Annotated in this window: 22 protein-coding genes; 8 read left to right on the forward strand and 14 right to left on the reverse strand. The window is 66.0% G+C overall.

Annotation, left to right across the window (positions count from 1 at the left end; genetic code table 11):
• Nucleotides 1-188: 188 nt before the first annotated feature.
• Nucleotides 189-677, reverse strand: a complete 489-nt coding sequence (locus ACJH6J_RS16515; RefSeq protein ID WP_346414520.1) for a MarR family transcriptional regulator — start codon at nucleotides 675-677, stop codon at nucleotides 189-191.
• Between the two features lie 219 nt (nucleotides 678-896).
• On the opposite strand from ACJH6J_RS16515, the gene ACJH6J_RS16520 reads away from it, so the two are divergent.
• Nucleotides 897-1,313 carry a DUF5313 domain-containing protein gene (locus tag ACJH6J_RS16520; RefSeq protein ID WP_212806769.1) on the forward strand — a complete coding sequence of 139 codons (417 nt, stop codon included), beginning with the start codon at nucleotides 897-899 and terminating at the stop codon, nucleotides 1,311-1,313.
• A gap of 21 nt (nucleotides 1,314-1,334) precedes the next feature.
• Here ACJH6J_RS16520 and ACJH6J_RS16525 read toward each other — a convergent pair whose 3' ends face one another.
• On the reverse strand, nucleotides 1,335-1,895 hold the full coding sequence (locus tag ACJH6J_RS16525; protein ID WP_406775095.1) for a TetR/AcrR family transcriptional regulator: 561 nt from the start codon (nucleotides 1,893-1,895) through the stop codon (nucleotides 1,335-1,337).
• Between the two features lie 94 nt (nucleotides 1,896-1,989).
• On the opposite strand from ACJH6J_RS16525, the gene ACJH6J_RS16530 reads away from it, so the two are divergent.
• The gene (locus ACJH6J_RS16530) at nucleotides 1,990-2,451 is read left to right on the forward strand and encodes a nuclear transport factor 2 family protein (protein ID WP_212806767.1); all 462 of its coding nucleotides are present in this window, start codon (nucleotides 1,990-1,992) and stop codon (nucleotides 2,449-2,451) included.
• Nucleotides 2,452-2,571: 120 nt separating this feature from the next.
• Here the strand turns inward: ACJH6J_RS16530 and ACJH6J_RS16535 are convergent, their stop codons facing one another.
• From ACJH6J_RS16535 to ACJH6J_RS16560, 6 genes are read right to left on the reverse strand one after another with little or no spacing between them, the layout of a single operon-like run.
• Complete coding sequence (locus ACJH6J_RS16535) at nucleotides 2,572-3,660, reverse strand: NADH:flavin oxidoreductase/NADH oxidase (RefSeq protein ID WP_346414518.1); 1,089 nt, start codon at nucleotides 3,658-3,660, stop codon at nucleotides 2,572-2,574.
• Nucleotides 3,660-4,628: an amidohydrolase family protein gene (locus ACJH6J_RS16540; RefSeq protein ID WP_406775094.1), complete on the reverse strand. Its 969-nt coding sequence runs from the start codon at nucleotides 4,626-4,628 to the stop codon at nucleotides 3,660-3,662. The genes ACJH6J_RS16535 and ACJH6J_RS16540 overlap by 1 nt, the downstream gene beginning before the upstream one ends.
• Entirely contained in the window at nucleotides 4,625-5,062 is a 438-nt protein-coding gene (locus tag ACJH6J_RS16545) for a hypothetical protein (RefSeq protein ID WP_212806764.1), read from the reverse strand. The genes ACJH6J_RS16540 and ACJH6J_RS16545 overlap by 4 nt, the downstream gene beginning before the upstream one ends.
• 28 nt (nucleotides 5,063-5,090) lie before the next feature.
• Nucleotides 5,091-6,281 carry an FAD binding domain-containing protein gene (locus tag ACJH6J_RS16550; protein WP_212806763.1) on the reverse strand — a complete coding sequence of 397 codons (1,191 nt, stop codon included), beginning with the start codon at nucleotides 6,279-6,281 and terminating at the stop codon, nucleotides 5,091-5,093.
• Nucleotides 6,278-7,633 carry an MFS transporter gene (locus ACJH6J_RS16555; RefSeq protein WP_212806762.1) on the reverse strand — a complete coding sequence of 452 codons (1,356 nt, stop codon included), beginning with the start codon at nucleotides 7,631-7,633 and terminating at the stop codon, nucleotides 6,278-6,280. The genes ACJH6J_RS16550 and ACJH6J_RS16555 overlap by 4 nt, the downstream gene beginning before the upstream one ends.
• 30 nt (nucleotides 7,634-7,663) lie before the next feature.
• A complete protein-coding gene (locus tag ACJH6J_RS16560; RefSeq protein ID WP_212806761.1) occupies nucleotides 7,664-9,154 on the reverse strand; it encodes an aldehyde dehydrogenase in 1,491 nt (496 codons plus the stop codon).
• A 106-nt stretch (nucleotides 9,155-9,260) separates the two neighbouring features.
• Between ACJH6J_RS16560 and ACJH6J_RS16565 the strand changes: the two genes are divergently transcribed.
• The 3 genes from ACJH6J_RS16565 to ACJH6J_RS16575 all read left to right on the forward strand — a co-directional run bounded on the left by ACJH6J_RS16565 (nucleotide 9,261) and on the right by ACJH6J_RS16575 (nucleotide 12,296).
• The gene (locus ACJH6J_RS16565; protein WP_406775093.1) at nucleotides 9,261-11,054 is read left to right on the forward strand and encodes a helix-turn-helix domain-containing protein; all 1,794 of its coding nucleotides are present in this window, start codon (nucleotides 9,261-9,263) and stop codon (nucleotides 11,052-11,054) included.
• Between the two features lie 137 nt (nucleotides 11,055-11,191).
• Nucleotides 11,192-11,512, forward strand: coding sequence for a DUF732 domain-containing protein (locus tag ACJH6J_RS16570; RefSeq protein ID WP_406775092.1), 321 nt, complete (start codon nucleotides 11,192-11,194; stop codon nucleotides 11,510-11,512).
• Nucleotides 11,513-11,519: 7 nt separating this feature from the next.
• Nucleotides 11,520-12,296 (forward strand): hypothetical protein, encoded by a 777-nt coding sequence (locus tag ACJH6J_RS16575; RefSeq protein ID WP_406775091.1) that lies wholly within the window; start codon nucleotides 11,520-11,522, stop codon nucleotides 12,294-12,296.
• A 12-nt stretch (nucleotides 12,297-12,308) separates the two neighbouring features.
• Here ACJH6J_RS16575 and ACJH6J_RS16580 read toward each other — a convergent pair whose 3' ends face one another.
• Genes ACJH6J_RS16580 through ACJH6J_RS16590 form a run of 3 tightly spaced genes read right to left on the reverse strand, consistent with a single transcriptional unit; the run spans nucleotide 12,309 to nucleotide 16,097 of the window.
• The gene (locus ACJH6J_RS16580) at nucleotides 12,309-13,292 is read right to left on the reverse strand and encodes an FAD binding domain-containing protein (protein WP_406775090.1); all 984 of its coding nucleotides are present in this window, start codon (nucleotides 13,290-13,292) and stop codon (nucleotides 12,309-12,311) included.
• The gene (locus tag ACJH6J_RS16585; RefSeq protein ID WP_406775089.1) at nucleotides 13,289-13,825 is read right to left on the reverse strand and encodes a (2Fe-2S)-binding protein; all 537 of its coding nucleotides are present in this window, start codon (nucleotides 13,823-13,825) and stop codon (nucleotides 13,289-13,291) included. The genes ACJH6J_RS16580 and ACJH6J_RS16585 overlap by 4 nt, the downstream gene beginning before the upstream one ends.
• Nucleotides 13,818-16,097, reverse strand: a complete 2,280-nt coding sequence (locus ACJH6J_RS16590) for a xanthine dehydrogenase family protein molybdopterin-binding subunit (protein ID WP_406775088.1) — start codon at nucleotides 16,095-16,097, stop codon at nucleotides 13,818-13,820. Before ACJH6J_RS16590 ends, ACJH6J_RS16585 begins: the two co-directional genes overlap by 8 nt.
• Nucleotides 16,098-16,317: 220 nt before the next feature.
• Here ACJH6J_RS16590 and ACJH6J_RS16595 point away from each other — a divergent pair, with 220 nt between their 5' ends.
• On the forward strand, nucleotides 16,318-16,533 hold the full coding sequence (locus ACJH6J_RS16595) for a hypothetical protein (RefSeq protein WP_406775087.1): 216 nt from the start codon (nucleotides 16,318-16,320) through the stop codon (nucleotides 16,531-16,533).
• Nucleotides 16,523-17,542, forward strand: a complete 1,020-nt coding sequence (locus ACJH6J_RS16600; protein ID WP_406775086.1) for an XdhC family protein — start codon at nucleotides 16,523-16,525, stop codon at nucleotides 17,540-17,542. The genes ACJH6J_RS16595 and ACJH6J_RS16600 overlap by 11 nt, the downstream gene beginning before the upstream one ends.
• 74 nt (nucleotides 17,543-17,616) lie before the next feature.
• Here the strand turns inward: ACJH6J_RS16600 and ACJH6J_RS16605 are convergent, their stop codons facing one another.
• The 3 genes from ACJH6J_RS16605 to ACJH6J_RS16615 form a co-directional block, all read right to left on the reverse strand.
• Nucleotides 17,617-17,862: a CsbD family protein gene (locus tag ACJH6J_RS16605; protein ID WP_212814670.1), complete on the reverse strand. Its 246-nt coding sequence runs from the start codon at nucleotides 17,860-17,862 to the stop codon at nucleotides 17,617-17,619.
• A gap of 153 nt (nucleotides 17,863-18,015) precedes the next feature.
• Nucleotides 18,016-19,146 (reverse strand): AI-2E family transporter, encoded by a 1,131-nt coding sequence (locus tag ACJH6J_RS16610; RefSeq protein WP_406775101.1) that lies wholly within the window; start codon nucleotides 19,144-19,146, stop codon nucleotides 18,016-18,018.
• 135 nt (nucleotides 19,147-19,281) lie between these two features.
• Complete coding sequence (locus tag ACJH6J_RS16615) at nucleotides 19,282-19,437, reverse strand: hypothetical protein (protein WP_212806754.1); 156 nt, start codon at nucleotides 19,435-19,437, stop codon at nucleotides 19,282-19,284.
• 170 nt (nucleotides 19,438-19,607) lie between these two features.
• On the opposite strand from ACJH6J_RS16615, the gene glgX reads away from it, so the two are divergent.
• The gene (gene glgX / locus ACJH6J_RS16620) at nucleotides 19,608-21,761 is read left to right on the forward strand and encodes a glycogen debranching protein GlgX (RefSeq protein ID WP_406804217.1); all 2,154 of its coding nucleotides are present in this window, start codon (nucleotides 19,608-19,610) and stop codon (nucleotides 21,759-21,761) included.
• The last annotated feature ends 18 nt before the right edge of the window (nucleotides 21,762-21,779 follow it).

A 21,779-nucleotide genomic window follows, 5' to 3' on the forward strand; every position in this document is an offset into this window, starting at 1 on the left:
CACACCCAGCCAACCAGACACCCCAATCACAGGCCGACAGCAGCTGACCGTTCTACACCCTCAATCATGAAGAGCCGTGAATCCGCCACGATCGATGTCATTCACCAATGGCCGTCGCCACTGGTATCTGGCTTTCGGTGCATCGTCGCGACAACCTTCGAACCGGCGCCCGCCGGCGTTGCCAGCCGCTACCCGGATTTCGCCGTGAGTGTGCCGGCGGCAACGGCGGCGGCATTGATTCGGGTCAGTACTTCGTGCAGGCGTTCCAGCTCGTCGAGGCCGACGCCCAGTTGTTCGACCACCGCCGGCGGAATCTTCAGCGCGCGGCGACGTAGCGCGACGCCTTTCGGTGTCAGCGTGATGTGGGTGGTGCGCTCGTCGGTCGCGCTGCGGGTGCGGCGGATGAGCTCGAGCGTCTCGAGGCGCTTGAGCATCGGGGACACGGTGGCCGAATCCATCTGCAGCAGTGCGGCGATCTGCTTGACGGTCAACGGCTCCTGCTTGGCTTTTGCGTTGTCCCACAACGCCAATAGCACCAGGTATTGCGGATGCGTCAGCCCGAGCGGTTCGAGCAGTGGCCGGTAGATCGCGAGGACCGCACGGTTGGTGATGGCCAGCGCGAAGCAGACCTGCCGTTCGAGGGCCAGAGGGTCGACGTCTTCCGAGACAGCGGACATGTTGCCCAGCTTATTACCAATTAGGGCCCTAACAGTTTGTGTCGTAGTGCCCGGCACGGGGTTCTCGGTGGCGCGTGATCCGGCCGGGCGAGTGTCTCTCGCCGTCGGCGTACGTGAGTTGTCTCACCCCTGTGGAATAGCAAGCTAAATGATAGTGTCCTAACTATTAGGGTACGAAGAGCATGGTGCTCGTCGACCTCATCAGGCAAAGGAGTCGTCATGGTCGCCGACAGTCCGACGTTCTGGCAGCGCATCACCTACGCCTACGGGCGGCGCTTACCGGACCACCTGCGGGAATGGGTTCGGCAGGACCTGACCGACGACGGCGCCGTACGCCGGCACATGATCCGGTACGCCATCCCGCCGATCTTCGTGCTGGCGCCGTTGTGGCTGCTGCCGGCATCGGTGTACGTGCACTCCGAAATGACGCTGCCGATCTACTTCTGGGCCCTCGTGATGGCGTTCGTGCTCAACAAGGTGTGGCGTCGCTACCGTCTGACTCAGCACGGCCTCGACCCGAACCTGATCGACGAAGTCCTGCGGCAGAAGCAGTCGCAGATGCACGACCGCTACGTCGAGCGTTTCGGTCCGCGACCGGAATCCGCCAAATGGCAGGCGAACAGCCGACCGTTCTGACGGGCGGCCCGGCGGCCGACGTCATCCCAGGAGGGATTCGCTTGCTTCCCGGGCGCGCTGCGCTGCCTCGGTATCGCCGGTGATGGCGGCGGTCACGATCGCGCCTTCGGCCAACAGGCACAAGGGTTCCGGCGGTGCCTCGGTGACGGCGGCGACCCAGCCCGCAATCTGCTCGTGGAATGCCTGCTTGTGGGCGCGTACTTCGGCCACGACTGCCGGCGAGGTGGCGCCGAGCTCGCCGTAGGCGTTGATCCAGGCGCAGCCCCGGAAGCCCGGCTCGGCGAACCACTGTCCCAGCCAGTCGAAGACGGCCAGGACTCGCTCTCGTGGATCTGCACGCTGTTCCACGTAGTCGGTGAGGCGGCCGCGCCAGCGGCGGTCGCGGCGTTGCAGCACGGCGACGATGAGTTCTTCCTTGGTTGCGAAGAGCCCGTAGATGCGCTTCAGTGCGATCCCCGCCGCCTCGCGAATGTCGTCCATGCCGACGGCTTGGATGCCGCGCTCGTAGAAGAGGGTCTCCGCGGCGTCCAGCAGCGCCTCGCGGTCGCGGGACTTCTGTTCGTCGCTGATCGGCGCGGGCATCCGAATTTCCTCCTTGACGTTGAGAACGCTCGTTCCCTACGCTAGTCGAATCGCGTAGAGAACGCACGTTCTCAATGAGAGAAAAGAGAGAGTCATGTCCGAACAACGTCCGCCCGTCCCGCCGTTCACGAAAGAGACCGCACTCCAGAAAGTGCAGGCCGCCGAGGACGCCTGGAACACGCGCGACCCGCAGCGTGTCGCCCTGGCGTACACGCCCGACTCGGTCTGGCGTAATCGGGACACGTTCGTCACCGGTCGCGAAGAGATCGTGCCGTTCCTGACCGCCAAGTGGCAGCGCGAGCACGACTACGCCCTGCGCAAGACACTGTGGGCGTTCTCCGAGAACCGCATCGCCGTCAAGTTTCAGTACGAGTGGCACGATGCCGCGGGCCAGTGGTGGCGCAGCTACGGCAATGAGCTCTGGCAGTTCGACGCGGACGGCTTGATGGAACGCCGCGAGGCGAGCATCAACGACGTGCGAATCAACGAGGGGGATCGGCGCATCTTCGGCCCGCGTCCGGAGCGTGACCGCGGCGTCGAGATTCCGCTTCAGTAGGTGCCGGGCCAGCGCCGTCCGCCGGCTCACCGCACGCCGAGGCAAGAGAAACGCCCCATGCCAGCACCTGGGCCACATTGGCCGGCAGGGCGGGCAGGTGAACCTGCCCGCCGCGGGAACTCACGCGAATCCCCGTGAGTATTGAGGCGGGTGCGGCAGCGTCACCCCGAGGTGTTGCGCGGCGTCGCGGACCCAGTTGGGATTGCGCAGCAGGGCACGGGCGACGAAGACGGCGTCGGCCTCGCCGCCGGAGACGACCGCTTCGGCTTGCTCGGCTTCGGTGATCAGTCCGACCGTCGCAGTGGGGATATCCGCCTCGGCGCGAACCCTTTTCGCGAAGGGCACCTGATAACCGGGGGCCACCGGGATGCGGGCATCGGGAATCGCGCCGCCGCTGGATACGTCGACGAGGTCGACCCCGGCCTTCTTCAAACCGACGGCGAGGGCGACGGTGTCCGCGACGGTCCAGCCCGGTCGCGGGTCGTCGGTGTCCCCGGCAAGCCAGTCGGTGGCGGAAACCCGGAAAAACAGGGGCAGATGCTGCGGCCACGCGGCGCGAACCGCTTCGGCGACCTGCAGCGCGAATCGCATCCGGTTGTCGAGCGATCCGCCGTACGCATCGGTGCGCGTGTTGGACTGCGGGGACAGGAACTGGTGAATGAGATAGCCGTGGGCGCCATGGATTTCGAGGACCTGGAAGCCGGCTGCGGCGGCTCGCCGGGCGGAATCGGCGAAGCTCGCCACGATTCGCTCGATCTCGTCGACGTCCAGTACGGCGGGAACGGGACGATGTCCGAACGCAATGGCGCTGGGGCCCAGCGTCGTCCAGGATTCGGGAGTCCGGCTGGGGTCCGGCCAGGGCCGCCCGGTGGCTGCCTTGCGGCCGCCATGCACGATCTGGATGCCCGGCACCGAACCCTGCTCGGTGATGAAGTGCGTCAACCGCCGAAATGCCGGAATCTGGCGGTCATCCCACAATCCGAGGTCATAGACGCTGCTGCGGCCGACGGGGTCCACAGACGTCGCCTCGACCATCGCCAGGGCGACGCCACCGACCACTCGCGCACCGAAATGCTGTAAATGCCAGTCGGTCGGGGTGCCGGCTTCCGGTCCGTCGGCGACGCCGGAGAACTGCATCATCGGCGACATCCAGGCCCGGTGCGCGAAGGTGACACTTCGGAGGGTGAGCGGTGTAAAGAGTGTCGACATCAGTTCACTCCCAGGAAGTTTCGGGCCGCTCGGGTCAGTGCGTCCTCGTCGGGCCCGTACTTGACCGCGAACCGTACCGGGTCCGATTCGGCCATGTCGAAGGGATAGTCGCTGCCGCAGACCACCTTGTCCTTGCCGGCGATCTTGCCGAGCAGTTCGAGTTGCGGGGCGTCATGGGTGACGGTGTCGAAATACAGATCGGCGACGACGTCGGACGGCAATCGGCTGCCTGCGGCGCGGACATCGGCACGGGCCCGCCAGCCGTGGTCCCACCTGCCGAGCAGACCGGGTGCGCAGCCGCCGCCGTGCAGGAAGCAAATGCGTAACTCGGGCAGTTCGTCCTTCAGACCGCTCAGCACGAGATTCGCGACCGCAGTGGCGGTTTCGACGGGGTTGCCGATGAGGTTGGCCAGATAGTAGTCGCTCCACTCCGGCCGGCCGATCTGCATGGGATGCACCAGCACTGCGAGATCGAGACGAGCGGCCTCGGAGACGATGTGCCGCAATGCGCCCCGATTCAGTGAGTCGCCGTCGACCACCGGCGGTATTGCGACGCCGACGATGCCTGCGGCGTCACGCAGCGCGGTCAACTGCGAGGTGATGTCTCCGGGTTCGCCCAGGGCGACGATGCCCAGCCCCAGGAGCCGTCCGTCGGATGTTCCGACGACATCGGCCAGCGCGGTGTTGAATGCGCCGGCGTACTCGGCGCCGGCCGCGGTGAGCGGAAAAGCGAACGGAGGCGCGGAAAGTACGCGTAGCGCGACGCCGGCGCGGTCCATGTCGGCGGTGATCGCGGTCGCGTCGCTCATGGCATCGGTGGCGATCGACAGCGGGAGGTCACCGAGATGCAGCTGGCCGTCGCGGTCATTCATCGGGCCGTACGGGGCGCCGGGCGGCAGTGCGAACAGTGCACGGGGCAACCAATGGGCGTGAACGTCGATGACGCCGTCGGCGATGTGCGGTCTCATCGCGCGATCTCCAACGCGTCGTTGGCGCTGTCGAGATGCTCGACGGTGGTGAAAATCAGCTCGGTTTCGCCGATGTTCTCGATGTCGTGCAGCAGGAATTCGCCTGGCCCGAAATGGAAGTGGCGGGTCTCGCCGGCTTGATAGGAGACTTCGCGGACGGTGCCGTCATGGGTGTGCTGGCGGCTGCTGCCTGCGTTGATCGCCGTCCAGAAGTAGTCCAGCACATGCCGGTGGGCGTGCCAGCGCTCACCTGGCGCCAACCGGATCTCCCACACCCGGACCCGAGAGTCCTCGCTCAGCAAGCGGGATCCGACGTTTCCGTCGAAGGCGTGCTCGGCGAACTCGGTCTTGAGCCAGCCCGGCCAGCTCTCGAAGTCGGTGGCCACCAGCTCACCGGCGAGCGGTAGGTCGGTCAGATAGTTGTTGTCGGTCATTTTCGAATTCCTTTCGTCGTGAAGAGCTTTAGCGTCCGGGGCCGTAGAGGCCGAATCGCAGGTCTGGGTCTCCAGGTGTCCAGCTGTTGCGGAACTGCGAGCGTTCGCCCATGTCCACCACGCGGCGCAGCAGGCTGTCGCTCAGCTGTAGCTGCGCCGGTTCCCATTTGGCCAGGGCTGCCACGATGTCTCCGGCCGAGGTGGACAGCGCATCGGCCAGCGCCCAGGCGTCGGCGGCGGCCTTGGCGGTTCCGGCGGCCGCATGTGGCCGCGAGGCGCACGCGGCATCGCCGATCAACGCCGCCCGGCCCAGAGCCATCCGCGAGGACCGCACGTCCGACAGCACCTGCAGGTAGGGCTGCGGCGTCTTGACGACCACTTCGGCCACTGCGGGTGCGAGTTGCGCCGCTGCCGCCGTGCGCAGTTCGTCGACGAAGCGGTCCTGCACCTGGCCTGGGTGGACCGATACCGATCCGCTGAATCCTCTTTTGTCGATGAGCAATTCGCTGAGTTCTGGGCCCGCCGGCACATTGCGGTACCAGACGTAGTTCATCAACCGGTCGGCCTCGTCGAGGCTCTGTTCACCCGGAATCGGGTACATCGTGATGTGCGAATTCGGGATCACGGTGTAGGTGATGGCGTCGCCGAGTACCTCACGAGTGGAGGCTGTCAGCTCGGACAGGGGGACGGTTCCGCGCCAGCCCACGTAGCCGGAGTAGGTGAGTGCGGCACCGGGATCGAAATGCTCGCGAGCCGGTGAGGTGATGCCGTCGGCGAAGACGACGAGGTCGGCATTGGCAGTCTTGCCGCTGACGAACCGCACCGTGGCGGTGTGTTCGTCCTGACTGAAACCACAGGCGAATTCGCCGTAGTGGTAGTGCTCGGTACCGAAGTCGGCGAGCAGTGCCCGGTAAAAGGTGCCCCACGAGGTGTAGGTCCAGCGGGCGGGCTCCCGGTGCACGGTGGCGCCATTGGGGTCGAGGTATTGCACGTAGGAGGTGGCGGTGTGCAGATCGGCCATGTGCTGCCGGCTGCGTTCGGTGAACCAGCGCACGGTGTCCGGCTGCAGGACGATGCCGCTGCCGCGACCGTCGAGGGGAGTGGGGGTGCGTTCGAAGACGTCGACATGGAATCCCAAGTCGCGCAGCAACAGTGCGGTGGTGAGGCCACCGATGGATCCGCCGACGACGATCGCCGAAGCAGTGGAGTATTCGGTCATGATGCGCTCTTTTCGCTGAGCCGGGTGGTGTGGGTGGTGGGGTGGTCGACGGGCATGGGTTCCCCGCGGGTTTCGCGGGCGAAGGCCAGGCCGATGACGGCGATCAGGCCTACCGCCGACACCGAGGCGGTGGCGACGCCGAGGTTGCCGTCGAACCACGACGAGGCGATCACCCCGGCCGTGAGAGGCCCGAGCGCGGTGACGTAACGGCCGACGCTGTTGCACACGGCCAGCGCGGTGGCACGCACACTGGGCGGGAAGAGTTCCGGACCATAGATGAAGGTGCCCGACAGGGCGCCGAACAAGCCGAAGCCCAGCAGCGGCATCGCGATGAGCAGCTCGGTGTGACTGCGGTCGAACGGAAACGTCCACGCGATGGTGGCGGCCGAGACCGTGAAGCTGATCGCGAAGGCGTTCCGGCGTCCGATCGCGTCGGCGACGAAACCCCATGCGGCGTAGCCGATTATGCCGCCGGCGTTGAACAGCATCGCGGCCACCGCGACCCGGTGATCGGCCACGCCGGAAGGGAGGCCTTCGGCCTTGGTCGCCTGCCGGATGATCTGCGGGTACCACGTCGACACGCTCCAGAACGCGATCAGCGCTCCGGTGGCCAGTGCGGTGCAGACCAGCATGGGGTGCAGTAGTGGCGGGCTGAACAGGCGTCGCAGCACGAATCGATCGTGGACGTGATTGTGGCCCAGTGCTTTCCGCTCCCGACGTGCTTGCAAGTGGGCGCCGATCTCGGGTGGCTCGGGTACGTAGCGGCGGATGAACCACACCACCAGGGCCGGGATGCCGGCGAGCAGCATCATGGCGCGCCAGCCGTGGTCACCCAGCAGTGCATAGGCGGCGGCCGCCATGAAGAAGCCACCGGCGTATCCGGCCATCATCACGCCGCCGGCGCGGGCCCGGAATCGGTTGCGCCAGGTCTCGGCGATCAGAGCGGCACCCACCGGTGCCTCGACACCTGATCCGAGGCCTGCGATGAATCGCAGGACGCCCAGCTGCCACCACGTGTCGGCGAAGAAGGCGAGCGCGCTGAACGCCGCGTAGGTGAGGATGCCCGCCGACAACACCCGGGTACGGCCGAAATAGTCGGCGAGTATGCCGAAAAGTATTCCGCCGGTCGCCCATCCGATGAGGAAGAGCGCGACGGTCAGGCCGCCGTAGAACCCGATGGCCGCGGCATCGGTATCGATGCCGCTGTTCGGGAGCAGCTCGTTCATGGCGGGGCCGAGGACGAGGACATAGAGGCTACCGGCGAAGCCATCCAGGCCCCAGCCCAGCGTGGTGCCCGCCAGGACCAGCCATTGCGTTCGGGTGATGTCGTGATGCCAGCGTGCTGCGGACATGGGTGTGCCTTTCGGGCCGTCGGAAGTGGGTCAGTTGAGGCGGCGCTGGGGCTGCCCGCCGTACCAGTCGACGGGCTCGGCAGCGGTGCGCACCACGATCGTCTTGACCCAGGAGAAGTCGTCGAACGACTCTGTGCCGGCGTCTTTTCCGGAACCGGATTCCTTGATGCCGCCCCAGGGGAGGGACGGTTCCAGGCGGTGGTGGTCGTTGACCCAGACCATGCCCGCGTTGATGCGCGCCGCCACGCGGTGGGCGCGGCTCACATCGGTGGTCCACACTCCGGCACCGAGGCCGTACGGGTTGTCGTTGGCCATCTGCACGCCGTCGTGCTCGCCGTCGAACGGGATGACCACGGCGACCGGCCCGAAGATTTCTTCCCGGGCGACCGTCATGTCCATGGTGGCGTCGGACAACACGGTGGGTTCGAGGTAGAAGCCGCCGTCGAAAGGGCTTGGCAGGGAGGGTATTTGGCCACCGGCGGCGAGGGTCGCGCCCTGGTCGAGGCCGGTCCGGATCAGCGCCGTGACCTTGTCGCGCTGCCGGTCGCTGATGAGCGGTCCCATCTGGGTGTCCGGCAGGGCGGGGTCTCCGACGCGAATGGCCCGGGCGCGCGCAGTGAGGGCGGCGACGAACTCGTCGTAGATGCCCCGTTGCACCAGGAATCGCGACCCTGCGACACACGACTGGCCGGCCGCGACGAACGCGCTGAAGGCTGCACCCTCGGCGGCGATCTGCGGGTCGACGTCGTCGAACAGCAGCACCGGCGTCTTGCCGCCCAGCTCGGCGGTGATTCGCGCGAAGCGTGACGCCGTCGCGACGGCTGCTGATCGCCCGGCCTCGGTGCCGCCGGTGAGAGTGATCTTGGCGATGTCGGGATGGCCGGTGAGACGCTCGCCCGCCTCGCGCGCGCCCGTGATCACATTGAGCACGCCGTCGGGTAGCCCGGCGTCGGTGACGATCTCGGCGAGGGCCAGCGTCGTCAGCGGTGTCAGCTCAGATGGCTTGACCACCACGGTGTTTCCATTGGCGAGGGCGGCCGACAGGCTCCGCGCCAGAATGAGCATCGGATGGTTGAACGGCGTGATGATGCCGCACACGCCGAGCGGTAGCCGCTGCTGATAGGTGAGGTAGGGCCCGTCGCCCGGCAGCACGGCTTGGCGTTGCGCGGCCAGCAGCCCGGCGTTGTACCGGAACCATTCCGGCACGCGAGACAGCTGGGCCCGGGTTTCGGTGATCGGCCGCCCGTTGTTCTGGGCCTCGAGGGTGTAGAGCTTCTCGGCGGCGGATTCGATGACGTCGGCGATGCGCAGCAGCAGCTTGGCGCGCTCGCTCCGGACCATGGTCGGCCACGGCCCGTCCTCGAACGCCGCGCGGGCCTTGGCCACCGCGGCATCGACCTCACGCGCCCCCTGCTCCGGGACGGTGGCGATCACTGCGCCGGTGGCGGGGCTGAGGATGTGGCGGACAGGGGTGAGGGGCGCATCCGTGACCACGGTGGGGGCCGGTGAGACTTGGGTCATGCCAATGAGTCTCATCACAACGCCAACTGCGTTCAATGTCGTGCAAGACATATTATTCGGCTGAATATGTGTGTGGCTACATCTCCTCGTGATGCACACTGATCGGATGACGACGTCGACGGGCCGCGAACGGCCGGGGGCGGAACTGGTCACGTGGCTGGCAGCGTTGCGCACCCTCAGTGCCCTTGCCGGTGCTGAGACCGATCTGGCCGAGGTGCTCTGCCTGGTCGCCGACACCGCGCGGACGCTGCTGGGCTTCGACTTCTGCGGCGTGCTCATCCCCGACGACACCGGCGAGCAACTGCTCGTGCGGGGCTGGAGCGGATTGTCGGATGAGTACGTCGGACGGGTGAACTCCGACCGCCCCATCCGGCTGGACAGCACCTCGCCGTCGAGTCGCGCTTTCCACAGTGGAGAACCGGTGGCTATCCGCGACGTGCGGATTGAACCCCGATTCGCCCTCTGGGCCGGTGTGGCACAAGAGCAGGGCTATCGGGCGATCGTCGCCGTACCGCTCATTGCCGGCACCGAGGTGCTGGGAACACTCAACGGCTACTACGCCTCGGTGCACACCTTCACCCGCTACGAGATCGAGCGGCTGACCTTGCTCGCCAACCATGCCGCCATCGCGGTGACTTCGGCGCGCCGGCTCGATGAATTGCGCACTCTGACCAAATCGCTACGGGAGCAACGCGATGCGCTCGCGCGTTCGGAACAGATCCACGAACGGTTGCTCGCAGTGACCTTGCGCTCGGGAGGCGTCAGCGGGATTGCCGCGGCGTTGAGCGACCTGATCGGCCGGCCCGTGCTCATCGACGACGCCCGCCAGATCGAGCTCGCGCGCTCAGCCGACGGCATCGATTACCCGGCCGTCGCAGTCCGGACCGCGACGACGGATGCCGAGTCCGCAGCAGACTCGTCGACGGTCGGCGAGGCCGTCGACGATCAGGGTGCTTCGACTGGCTGGCTCGTCGCACGGGTGCGTCTGGGCAGCGAGGTCGCAGCCCGCATCTGGTTCCCCGGAGTCCCCGATTCACTTGACCCCCTACAGATTCGGGCGGTAGAGCACGCCTCCATCGTCATCTCGGTGGAGTTGCTGCGGATGCAGACCGCCGCCGAGGTCGAACGACGGGTGCGTGGCGAACTGCTGACCGATGTGCTGACCGGCAGCGGTCAGCCGTCGGACCAGATTCGGGAACGTGCGCGACGCTCGGGCCACGATCTGTCCGTCGCCCACGTCGCCGTCGTCGCCACCCTCGCCGGCCCCAGCGAGTCGGCCACCCGCCGGGCGTGGCAACGTGCGCTCTCCGCTGTCACCGAGCTGGCATCGGGGCGTCAGCCGCGTCCGCTGGTGGCGATGCATGGCGGAACGCTGGTCGCTCTCTGGCCACGTGAGGGCGACGAGTCCCCGGGTGTCATCATTCAGCGGGAGTTGTCCAGGATCGCGCCGAACATTTCCGCGACAGTCGCGGTGTCGCCCGTTTACGGATCCGATTACGGCGACGCCTACCGGATCGCCAGGAGTGCGCTCGAGATCTCCGTGCGTTCGGGTCGCACCGATTCCGTTGTGAGCCTTGACGATCTCGGCATCGTCGGATTGCTCCTGCAGCTCAATGACCCGGCCAAGCTGACAGCTTTCGCCAACCGGACGCTGGCGCCGATCGTCGACTACGACGCCAAACACCGCACCGACCTCGTTGCCACGCTGCGAACCCACTTCGCCTGCAAACTGGACCGCACCGCGACCGCAGAAAAACTGTTGATTCATCCCAATACGGTTGCCCAGCGCTTACGGCGCATCGAGTCGCTGTGTGCAGTGGACCTGGCCGATCCAACCGCCAGCGTGCAGTTCTCATCCGCGCTCATCGTGTATGACATTGCGGAACAAGGCCTCGGCTGATAGATCGTGACTGCGCAGGCGGGTGCGAGGACGCCCCTCAGAAGATCGGTCTCGTGAACCGGTCTGGGGCGATTAGGCTGAGTCGTGTTGAGGTCCCGCGACCCCGCGGGTCCAGACACTTTGGGGGAGAGATGTCGATGAAGATCCGTCTGACTGCCGGCGTGGTTGCCGCAGTCTCCGCGTTGTCCGTCGCCGCCGCTGGACCTGCGTCGGCGTGGCCGATGCCGTTCACGCCGGAACAGCAGCGGTTCATCAACCAGGCCCGCAACGCGGGCTTCCCGGGCGATGACGACGCGATCATGCAGGCCGGTCTGCAGGCGTGTCAGATGGCGTTCAGTGGCCAGTCGCGGCCCGACGTCGTCGGCGCGCTGGCCGGGCAGTACGGCGCCGACGCGGGTCCCACCGGCGCGCTGGCGAAAGCTGCGCACGGCATCTTGTGCACGTCGGCCCCGAACTGACCAGCCCATGACGCAACCGCCACCGCAGCAAGGCCCATGGGACCCGACGCCGACGCCGCACGGACCGCCGGGAAACCCACCGGGCCAACCGATCCCGCCCGCGCCGGGGCAGCAGGCGTGGCAACCCCAGCCGGGTTGGCCGCCGCCGAATCCGCAACCCTGGGCCGGCCAGCCGCAGGCCAACTACGGTGCCCCGAACCCGTTCCCTGGATATGCGCCGCCGCCGCGCAAGTCAGGCATCAAGCCGTGGATGTGGATCGTGGGCGCGGTGGTGGTGCTGGTCGTACTCGGCGGCATCGGCAACATGGCCCGCAAGGGACTACAGACCACGACGGTCTTCGGTTCCCACCTCAAATCGGGGCAGTGCGTCACGACCTCGGACTACGAGAAGTTCGATTTCACCTCGACCAGCTGCGAATCCTCCGACGCCGTCTACGAATTGGCGGGCGAGACCTCGAAGGGACTGTGCCCGGACGGCAAGGCGCCGTCGGAGGGCCCGTACTTCTACGCCACCAGCAATCAGGACGATCCCAAGGCTGCGAGCCTGTGCTTCGCCCTGAACCTGCATGAGGGTGACTGCTACGCGCTGGATCTCACCGGCAAGAGCGTCAGGAACATCGAATGCGCACAGGCTCCGGCGATCGCCAACTCGCACACGGGGGTGTTCAAGGTGGCCCAGCGCGTCGATGACAGCACCGATGAATCGGCCTGCGCCACTGCGGCGAAGGCGATGGTCTTCACGTCCCCGAAGCGGGTGTACTGCTTGAGCAAGCTTGTCGAGTGACGTCGGACGGCGTCACCGCGTACTGGCCTTGTGCAGTGCCCGCAGGACGCTGTGCTTCCCGAGGTCGATCTTGAACTGGTTCTGGCCCAGCGCAGCAGCGTCGCGCAGCGCGATCTCTGCGGCATCTCGAAAAGCCTTGTCGTCGGGGGCATTACCGATCAACGCGGATTCGGCTGCGGGTACGCGCCACGGTTTGGCGGCGACGCCGCCGAGTGAGATGGCCGCTGAAGTGACGATACCGTCGTCGAGTGTCAGTCCAACTGCAACGGACACCAGGGCGAAGGCGTAGCTGTGCCGGTCACGGACCTTGAGATACCAACTGCGACGGGCGTATTCCGACGGCGGCAGGTGGATACCGACGATCAGTTCGCCGGGTAGCAGGGTGTTGTCGCGGTCGGGTTCGTCCCCGGGAAGCCGGAAGAAATCGGACAGCGAGATGCTGCGCGAACCGGTGGTCGCCCGGACGTGCACCACGGCATCGAGCATCGACAGCGCCACCGCCATGTCGGACGGGTGCACCGCAACGCAGGACTGACTGGTCCCGAACAGTGCGTGCTCACGGTTGAAACCTTGCAGCGCACCGCAGCCGGAACCGGGACGGCGTTTGTTGCACGCCGGGAACTCGGGGTCCATGAAGTACGGACAACGAGTCCGTTGCAGCAGGTTGCCGCCGGCGGTGGCCATGTTCCGGAGCTGGGTCGTCGCTCCGGACAAGATCGCCTGCGACAGCACGGGATACTGTGTCCGGACCAGATCGTGGTTGGCGATCGCGCTGTTGGTGACGCCGGAACCGATCATGATGCCGCCGTCATCGGTTGCAGTGATCTGATCCAGGCCGAGCCGGCTGACGTCGACCACAGCCGTCGGCGCCGCGACGCCGAGCTTCATCAGGTCGAGCAGGTTTGTGCCGCCCGCGTAGTAGGTGGCACCGGTGCGGGCGGCAAGATCGAGGGCGTCATCGACATCGCGGGCGCGGTGGAAGTCGAAGGTCTTCATGGGCGGTGCTCGGGCAGACAGGACGCGATCGCGTCGACGATGTTCGGGTAGGCGCCGCAACGGCAGATGTTGCCTGCCATGCGCTCGCGGATTTCATTGGTGGACAAGGTCTCCGGTCCGTTTGCGACGTCGGTGAGCGGGCCGTCGAAAGTTGCGGCGGACAGATCCCCGCGCGCGTGTTCTGCGAGCATCGCTCGTGCCGAACATATCTGGCCGGGCGTGCAGTAACCGCATTGGAATCCGTCGTGTTCGATGAACGCTTCTTGCAACGGGTGCAGCCGGCTGTCTTGGGCGATGCCTTCGATGGTCACGACGGTGGCGCCCTCGATCGTCACGGCCAGGGTGAGGCAGCTCAGGACCCGCGCATCATCGACCGAAACCGTGCAGGCGCCGCACAGTCCGTGGTCGCAGCCTTTCTTCGTACCGGTGAGTTGCAGGCGTTCACGCAGCAGGTCCAGCAGCGTGGTGCGGACGTCGGCCACCACCGTGACGGCGGTGCCGTTGATGATCAGCTCGATGGTGTGGTCACTCATATGGATTTTGCCTCTGGGACGCTGCGCCGAACGCGGGCAACAGATTCTCGATGGTGATCGGCAGGTCGCGTACCCGGCGACCGGTGGCGTGGAAGATGGCATTGGCGATCGCGGCGGCCACGCCGCACACTCCGATTTCGCCGATGCCGCGGGCACCGAACGCGTTCAGGTGGTCGTCGGCGCTGTCGATGAAGGCGATGTCGAACCTCGGGATGTCGGCGTGAGTGGGCACGTAGTACTCGCCGAGGGCGTGGCCAGTACCGGGGTCGTAGGGCACCTGTTCCAGTAGCGCCATGCCGAGACCGAAGGTGATGCCGCCGATGATCTGGCTGCGCGCCAGCTTCGGGTTGATGACGCGTCCGCAGTCCATGACCGCGACCCACCGGGTGACGGTGGCTCGCCCGATGCTCTCATCTACTTCCACCTCGCAGAAGTGGGCGCCGAACGATTGCGACACGGGGCCGCCTTCCGGCGCCCCGTCGCTGGTGCTGGTGAAGGTGAGTCGCTCGTGAAATGCATTGTCGGATGCCGCAAGCAGTGGGATGACCGCGGTGACCGGGAGCTCCGGATCGGTGCTGATGACCTCGCCGTCGCGGATATCCAGCGTGTGCGGGTCGCATCCGGCGTATGGCGCATGCTCGTCGGCGACGAGAAGTTCGAGCAGCCGGCGTTTCCATTCCCGACCGGCCTCGTAGACCGCCGAGCCGACGGCCGCGGTGGTTTGTGATGCTCCGCTGTACGGGGCGCTCGGGAAGGCGGAATCACCCGAGAAGAAGGCCACCTGCGGCAGCAGCAATCCCGCGGAATCCGCGGCGATCTGCGTCATGACGGTCCGCACCCCGGTCCCGACTTCGTGTGTGGCTGAGGAGAATTCGACAATTCCGTCGCGCGTGGTCCGCACATGACAGCCGGCGGGCATGCGGCGCCCCGGATAAGTCGCGGTCGCCATACCCCAGCCGACGAGCACATCGTCGCGGCGCTGCGACCGTGGTTCGGACGGTCGGTGCGACCAACCGAAACGATAGGCTCCCTCCCGGTAACACCGCAGCAGATTCTCGTCGGACCACGGGCGTCCGCTGGCTTGATCGTCCCCGGCATAGTTGGTGATGCGCAGCTGCAGCGGGTCGACGTCGAGCTCGTGGGCCAGCTCGTCCATGGCGACCTCCAGAGCGAACAGTCCAGGTGCTTCGCCGGGGCCGCGCATGAAACATGGAGTGGGGGAATGTACCCGAGCGACCGTGTGCGAGACGACCATTCGGGGTGATCGGTAGAGGAACCGTGTGCTGATGCCGGCCGGTTCGCAGAAGTGCGCGATTGTCGACGTCTCGGTGAGCGTGTGGTGCTCGATGCTGGTCAGTCGGGTGTGAGCATCGCCGACCAGCCGCACCTGCTGCTCGGTTGGCGGACGGTGTCCGGTCGAGGTGAACATCTGGGCGCGGCTGAGGACCATCTTGACCGGTTGTCCGGTCACTCGCGCAGCCAACGCGCACAGCACGACATGCATCCACAAGAAACTCTTGGAACCGAACGCTCCACCGACCAGCGGGGCGATGATCCGCACGTTGTCGACTGGGATGCCCAAATAGGCTGCCAGAGCGAGCCGTTCGCCGGCGATCCACCGCGTCGTGTCGTGCACCGTCAGCAGATCACCGTCCCAGCTCGCGATCGTGGCGGCCAGCTCGATGGCGTAGTGGGCATTCTCGGGCGTGGTGTAGCGCGAAGCGATCTTGATGCCGTCGGCCGGCTCATCGGCCGGGCCGCGGTGGTCCTGGAGCTTCTCGTCCTCGAGTTTGACGAAATGATCGGGTCGGTAGGTGCCGCTGCGCACGACCCCGTCATCGCTGGCCGGCAGGTCTCGTGCCGCGAGCACATCGTGCGCCGTCAGGAGCGCGGGCAGTTCCTCGTAGCTCACGTCTATCAACGACGCGGCGAACTGCGCGTTCTCCAGGGTGTCGGCGACCACCAGAGCCACGTGCTGGCCTCTGTGTTGGACCGTCAGATCCGACAGCGGTGGCCGCCGTTCCAGCGGCAGATCCCACGTCAGATCGACTGGAAGATGCTGCAGAGTAGGGCAATTCAAGGGCGTGAGGACCCAGGTCACTCCCGGTGCGGATTGGGCTCGCGTCGCGGCGGCCGCCAAGGAGTCGGCGATGATGCGACCGTGCGACACGGTGGACTGCACCAGCACCGCGTACTGCACGCCAGGCACTGCGGTATCGGCCGTGTAGCGCGCGCCGCCGGTCACCTTGTCGCGTCCCTCGACCCGGCTCACCGGCCGACCGATTGCTCCATCGCCTGTCACTCTCACCCTGCCTTTGCGCGTCGTCGCGCGCTCGCTGTCACTTGAGGCGGTAAGAGCATCGCACCGTCCGCCTCCTGTGTCATCAGATGGCCGGCACCTGGGGCTCGACCTACGCGTCGACCTGGCGATGAGGCCGGAGGCCGGGCGCGTTGCGACATCGTCTGAGTAACATGCCTCACCGAGTACCACCATGAGCACCACGACCCTTGGCATAGTCCTGGCGGCAGGCAGCGGGCAGCGCTACGGAAAGCCGAAAGTGACCGCCGCCGATGGTCATCGGCTCGATGACCTGCTGCAGAACGTCTCTGGTGACACCGGCGCCGGCCCATTCCTGACGGCACATCCCGATCTGCTCCAGGTCGAATGCTCCGATCTGGCGAGCGGGGAGGACATCGATGAAGAATAAGGCTGTGCTGCAATGGATTGCGCGGCGATACCAGCACGGTGAGCCGGTTCTCGCGGTCACGGTCCTCGACACCTACGACCGATCGCCGTACCCACTCGGGTCGATGATGGCCTTCGACCGGAACGCGGCGATGGCCGGCAGCGTGTCATCGGGCTGCATCGAGGCGGACCTGTTCGAGCGGGCCCAGCGAATCTTCGCAGAAGCTGCCGGTTTCGTGGAGGGAATCGGTTGCCGGACCGTCGAATACGAAGCAGACCGGCTGAGCGGTGACCCGTTTGCGCCGCGCGGGCCCTGCGGTGGCGCGGTGCGGGTGGCCATGCATCCGGTGACACCGCGGCACTTTCCGGAACTGCCGGCCCTGCTCTCGGCACTGGAAGCCGGTCAGCCGGCAGCCACGTTCTTGAACTTGCAAACCGGGCACATTTCGTTGGCCCAGGCCGGTGATGCGCCCGAGTTCTGCACGCGTTACGAAGCACCGCCCCGCATGGTGATTTTCGGCACCAGCGAGATCGCCGTCGAGCTCGCGGCGCTGGCCGCCCGTATGGGATTCGCGGTGGTGGTTTGTGATCCACGGTCGGCATTCCTGCGTCCCGACCGGTTCTCGGGCCCGCTGGAACTCGTCATTGATCGGCCCGATCGCTATCTGCGGCGCGAACGGGAAGCGGGACGCATCGACGCGAAGACGGCAATCGTCGATCTGACCCATGATGATCGCTTCACCGTGCCGCTGCTACTCGAGGCCCTTGATTCGCGGCGATGGACCGGCGGTCTGCAGCCGTCGTTCGTCGGCGCTCTCGGCTCGAGCGCTCGCTCGGCGAACACTCGAAGTGAGCTGTCGGCGCGGGGACTTCTCGCCCATGACCTACACCGTCTGCAGGCGCCGATCGGGCTGGATCTCGGCGGTCGCGCCGGGCCCCACATCGCGTTGTCGATCCTGGCCCAAGTGGTCGCGGGTGCCGAAGGTGGCAGCGGGCTACCGAAGTCCGAACGCGCATTCCATTCGGTGTGATGCCGGGGCCGGCGACGGGCTGCGCACAGCAATCGGCCCAGCCGGGGCAAACCCCGGCTGGGCCGATCTGTGAGTCAGCGGCGCTGCTCAGCTTCCTGTCGCTGCTCGGCGCTCTTGGCGCCCGCCCGCGCGGCGTCCGCCTCGGCTTCCTTCTTCGCGGCGTCGCGCTGCGCATCGGCCTTGTCCTGCTGGGCCTGGCCCTCACGCACGACGTCGTCGCGGCCCGTCACGGTGCCGATGACTTCCTTGGCCTTACCCTTCACACCTTCCACGACGCCACGCACGGCTTCTTCGGGTCCGGTGTTCTGCTTCTCGCTCATGTCTGCCCTTCCGGTAGTCATGGATGGATTCCTCAGGAGCGGTATCGCTGTGCCGCGCCCTGGTTGCAGGATTTCCGATCTGCCTCGACTCGAAACACCGTGTTGTTGTGACCTGCCGGACATTGGCTGTTCGGTGTGAGGGGCAGCTGGTGCTCAGGTGCCATCGAGCCGCGGAAACAGCACCTCGCGGGTGATCAGCTGCACGGCAGCTGCGACCGGAATGGCCACCAATGCCCCGACGATGCCGAGCAGAGCGCCGCCGATGAGAACCGCCACGACGGTGACCAACGCGGGCACCTTGACCGCGTGTCCGATGATGCGGGGGACAAGCAGATAGTCCTCGAGAGCTCTGAATACGATGAAAAAGACTGCGGTGGAAACACATACGGGTAGCGAGACCGTCAGGGCCACCGCCGCCACCACGACTCCGGCGATGGTGGAGCCGACGACCGGCACCAGATCGAACAGTCCGACGAAGATGCCGAGCAGTAGCGGATAGGGCACGTCGAACGCGCTCAGCCACACCGCGGTGGCGACTGCGGCGATCGCCGATATCGCCACGTTGCCCAGGACGTAGGCGCCGACCTTGGCGAAGACATCGTCGCCGATGAGAATCGCGCGCGGCCGACGGGTCTGCGGGACAAGGCGATACAGGGTGGCGCGGATGCGCGGGAAGTCGATCAGGAAGTACACGGTGAGCACGATGACGATGAGCACATCGGCCAGCGCGGCGAACACCGCCGAACTGGCAGTGACGATCTCGTTGAGTATCGACCCGCCCGAACCGTTCATCGTGTCGGTGATCCGCTGCTGAATATGGAAGCGGTCGTTGAGTTTTCCGATCGTGGACGAGTGGCTCTGCGCTTGCTGAATGTAGTGCGGCGCCTGATGGATAAGCTGGGTGGCTTGCTGCGACAGCGGCGGAATCGCCGCTGCCACGAAGGCGGCCATCAGCGCAAGAAAGATGATGAAAACGGCTGTGGTGGCGAGCCAACGCGGCAGATGGTGGTTGACGAACCACGAGACGGCGGGTTCCAACCCCAGCGCCAGGAAGAACGCCACTCCGATCAGCACCAGCACCGACTGCGCGGCGACCAGCATGTGCACGGCGCCGTACGTCACGGCAACGCCTGCGGCCGCCGTCATCCCGACGAAGAAGGGTGAGTGCCGATCGAACCGCCGCCCCAATTCGCCATGGGGACGCGCATCGGTTTTCATCTCCGCGGCGACAGCTTCTGCCGCGGCGATCGGTTCCTCATCTGTGCCGTGCGGCTGCGCCACCATGTCGTGGTGCGCCGGCTGACCGGCCTCACCCGTCTTCTCTACCTGGTTCGCCTCGTCGGGTGGTTCGCGGTCACCGCACGGCCGGGCGCTCGTGACCACAGGGCCCGCGGTGCGCAGGAACGGTTACCGCGCCGGCTAGAACCACACCTTGCGTCCTGCGACCGGCCGCCCGACGGCGCCCAGGATCCACAGGACCGCACCGATCACGACCAGGATTGCACCGATGGTCTCCAGAATCGGTACTGCCAGGGCGTAGCCCAGGATTAGCAAGATAATGCCCAAGATGATCATGTGCTGCGCTCCTCGCTCGGGGTGTTGACGTCTTCGTCAACACCGGCGGCTTTCAGGTACCCATGCCGACACCCGGCCAAACCAACCGTGCATTCCGACCGTCGCGATGATTGGATGGCGCTGATGCGGGCTATTCCTCCCACCCCAGTACTGGCGCTCGAGGAGAGCACATGACAACGTCCGCCGACTCGGAGGACAACCGCCGCACCGAGGTATGGCCGGGCAAGGCGTACCCGCTCGGAGCGACGTATGACGGTGTCGGAACGAACTTCGCCGTCTTCAGTGAGGCCGCAGAGCGGGTCGAGCTCTGCCTGTTCGCCGACGACGGCACCGAAACGCGGGTGGTGCTGCCGGAAGTCGACGGCTTCATCTGGCACGGATTCCTCCCCGATGTCGTGCCCGGACAGCACTACGGCTATCGCGTCCACGGGCCGTACGATCCTGCGGCGGGACAGCGCTGCAACCCGAACAAGCTGTTGATCGATCCCTACGCCAAGGCGATCGACGGCGAATTCCGTTGGGACCAAAGTCTCTTCGGGTACAACTTCGGTGACGAAGACAGTCGCAATGACGATGATTCGGCCGCCCGCATGCCCAAGTCAGTGGTGATCAACCCGTACTTCGACTGGGGCAACGACCGGCCGCCGCAGCGTGCGTACGCCGATTCGGTGATCTACGAAACCCACGTGAAGGGGCTGACGCAGCTTCACCCCGACGTTCCCGAGCGTGATCGCGGCACCTACGCGGGCGTCGCGCATCCGGCGATCATCGACCATCTGAAGAGCTTCGGTGTCACGGCCGTCGAGTTGATGCCGGTGCACCACTTCGCCAACGACTCCGTGCTGATCGACAAAGGGCTGTCGAATTACTGGGGGTACAACACCATCGGGTTCTTCGCGCCGGACCCCAAATACACGTCAGGGGTGACGCCCGGGGGCCAGGTTCAAGAGTTCAAGGCCATGGTGCGCGACCTCCACCAGGCCGACATCGAGGTGATCCTCGATGTGGTCTACAACCACACCGCGGAAGGCAACCATCTGGGCCCGACGCTGTCGTTCCGGGGCATCGACAACGCCGCCTACTACCGGCTGGTCGATGGGGACCAGAAGTTCTACATGGACTACACCGGCACGGGCAACAGTCTCAATGCCGGTCACCCGCATGCGCTGCAGCTCATCATGGATTCGTTGCGGTACTGGGTGACCGAGATGCATGTCGACGGTTTCCGTTTCGATCTGGCGTCGACGCTGGCGCGCGAGTTCTACGACGTGGACCGGCTCTCGACGTTCTTCGAGATGGTCCAGCAGGATCCGGTCATCAGCCAGGTCAAGCTGATCGCCGAGCCGTGGGATGTCGGGCCCGGTGGTTACCAGGTCGGAAACTTCCCGCCGCAGTGGACGGAATGGAACGGTAAGTACCGCGATGCCGTGCGTGACTTCTGGCGCGGTGAGGAATCCACGCTCGGCGAGTTCGCGTCACGGCTCACCGGATCGGCGGACCTCTACGAGCACACCTCGCGCCGGCCGGTCGCCTCGATCAATTTCGTGACCGCCCATGACGGATTCACGCTGCGGGACCTGGTGTCCTACAACGAGAAACACAACGAGGCCAACGGTGACAACAACTCCGACGGCGAATCGAACAACCGGTCCTGGAACTGCGGTGTGGAAGGTCCGACCGACGATCCCGACATCGAGGCGCTGCGTCGACGCCAGCAGCGCAATTTTCTGGCCACCACCTTGCTGAGCCAGGGCGTGCCCATGATTTCGCACGGCGACGAACTGGGGCGCACACAAGGGGGAAACAACAACGGCTACTGCCAGGACAACGAAATCACCTGGATCGATTGGGAATCCGCCGACACCGAGTTGACCGCGTTCCTCGGCGGCATCGCCGCAATCCGCACCGCGCACCCGGTTTTTCGGCGCCGACGCTTCTTCAACGGCCGGCCGGTGCGCGCCCGGGGCGCGCAGGACGTTCCGGACGTCGCCTTCTTCACGCCGAGCGGTTCGGAGATGACCGACGATGATTGGAACGCCGCCTTCGGCAAGTCCGTCGCGGTCTACCTCAACGGACACGGCATACCGGACCTGGATGAGCGCGGGCAGCGGGTCGTCGACGACTCGTTTGTGCTGTGCTTCAACGCTCACCACGACGCCATCGAATTCGCGCTGCCGCCAGCGCAATTCGGTTCGAGGTGGCAACTGATACTCGACACCGCCAGTGGTCTGGCCACCGTCGACGCCGAGACTGCGCCGCTGGAGGCGGAAGCCACCGTGACGGTGGAAAGCCGTGCCCTGACGGTGTTCCGTACTGTTGCCTGAAACAAGCACGCTGCCCGC

Origin of the sequence: Mycobacterium sp. SMC-18 (assembly GCF_045310895.1) — a bacterium.
Taxonomy (GTDB): Bacteria; Actinomycetota; Actinomycetes; order Mycobacteriales; family Mycobacteriaceae; genus Mycobacterium.

Bases quoted from the DNA above. Each gene is read 5' to 3' on its own strand.
- ACJH6J_RS16575 (WP_406775091.1), top strand. From the start codon at position 11,520: ATGACGCAACCGCCACCGCAGCAAGGCCCATGGGACCCGACGCCGACG.
- ACJH6J_RS16595 (WP_406775087.1), top strand. From the start codon at position 16,318: ATGAGCACCACGACCCTTGGCATAGTCCTGGCGGCAGGCAGCGGGCAG.
- ACJH6J_RS16610 (WP_406775101.1), bottom strand. From the start codon at position 19,146: ATGGTGGCGCAGCCGCACGGCACAGATGAGGAACCGATCGCCGCGGCA.
- ACJH6J_RS16600 (WP_406775086.1), top strand. From the start codon at position 16,523: ATGAAGAATAAGGCTGTGCTGCAATGGATTGCGCGGCGATACCAGCAC.
- ACJH6J_RS16570 (WP_406775092.1), top strand. From the start codon at position 11,192: ATGAAGATCCGTCTGACTGCCGGCGTGGTTGCCGCAGTCTCCGCGTTG.
- ACJH6J_RS16585 (WP_406775089.1), bottom strand. From the start codon at position 13,825: ATGAGTGACCACACCATCGAGCTGATCATCAACGGCACCGCCGTCACG.
- glgX (WP_406804217.1), top strand. From the start codon at position 19,608: ATGACAACGTCCGCCGACTCGGAGGACAACCGCCGCACCGAGGTATGG.
- ACJH6J_RS16565 (WP_406775093.1), top strand. From the start codon at position 9,261: ATGACGACGTCGACGGGCCGCGAACGGCCGGGGGCGGAACTGGTCACG.
- ACJH6J_RS16550 (WP_212806763.1), bottom strand. From the start codon at position 6,281: ATGACCGAATACTCCACTGCTTCGGCGATCGTCGTCGGCGGATCCATC.
- ACJH6J_RS16605 (WP_212814670.1), bottom strand. From the start codon at position 17,862: ATGAGCGAGAAGCAGAACACCGGACCCGAAGAAGCCGTGCGTGGCGTC.
- ACJH6J_RS16560 (WP_212806761.1), bottom strand. From the start codon at position 9,154: ATGACCCAAGTCTCACCGGCCCCCACCGTGGTCACGGATGCGCCCCTC.
- ACJH6J_RS16545 (WP_212806764.1), bottom strand. From the start codon at position 5,062: ATGACCGACAACAACTATCTGACCGACCTACCGCTCGCCGGTGAGCTG.
- ACJH6J_RS16530 (WP_212806767.1), top strand. From the start codon at position 1,990: ATGTCCGAACAACGTCCGCCCGTCCCGCCGTTCACGAAAGAGACCGCA.
- ACJH6J_RS16555 (WP_212806762.1), bottom strand. From the start codon at position 7,633: ATGTCCGCAGCACGCTGGCATCACGACATCACCCGAACGCAATGGCTG.
- ACJH6J_RS16515 (WP_346414520.1), bottom strand. From the start codon at position 677: ATGTCCGCTGTCTCGGAAGACGTCGACCCTCTGGCCCTCGAACGGCAG.
- ACJH6J_RS16525 (WP_406775095.1), bottom strand. From the start codon at position 1,895: ATGCCCGCGCCGATCAGCGACGAACAGAAGTCCCGCGACCGCGAGGCG.
- ACJH6J_RS16535 (WP_346414518.1), bottom strand. From the start codon at position 3,660: ATGTCGACACTCTTTACACCGCTCACCCTCCGAAGTGTCACCTTCGCG.
- ACJH6J_RS16615 (WP_212806754.1), bottom strand. From the start codon at position 19,437: ATGATCATCTTGGGCATTATCTTGCTAATCCTGGGCTACGCCCTGGCA.
- ACJH6J_RS16520 (WP_212806769.1), top strand. From the start codon at position 897: ATGGTCGCCGACAGTCCGACGTTCTGGCAGCGCATCACCTACGCCTAC.
- ACJH6J_RS16580 (WP_406775090.1), bottom strand. From the start codon at position 13,292: ATGAAGACCTTCGACTTCCACCGCGCCCGCGATGTCGATGACGCCCTC.
- ACJH6J_RS16540 (WP_406775094.1), bottom strand. From the start codon at position 4,628: ATGAGACCGCACATCGCCGACGGCGTCATCGACGTTCACGCCCATTGG.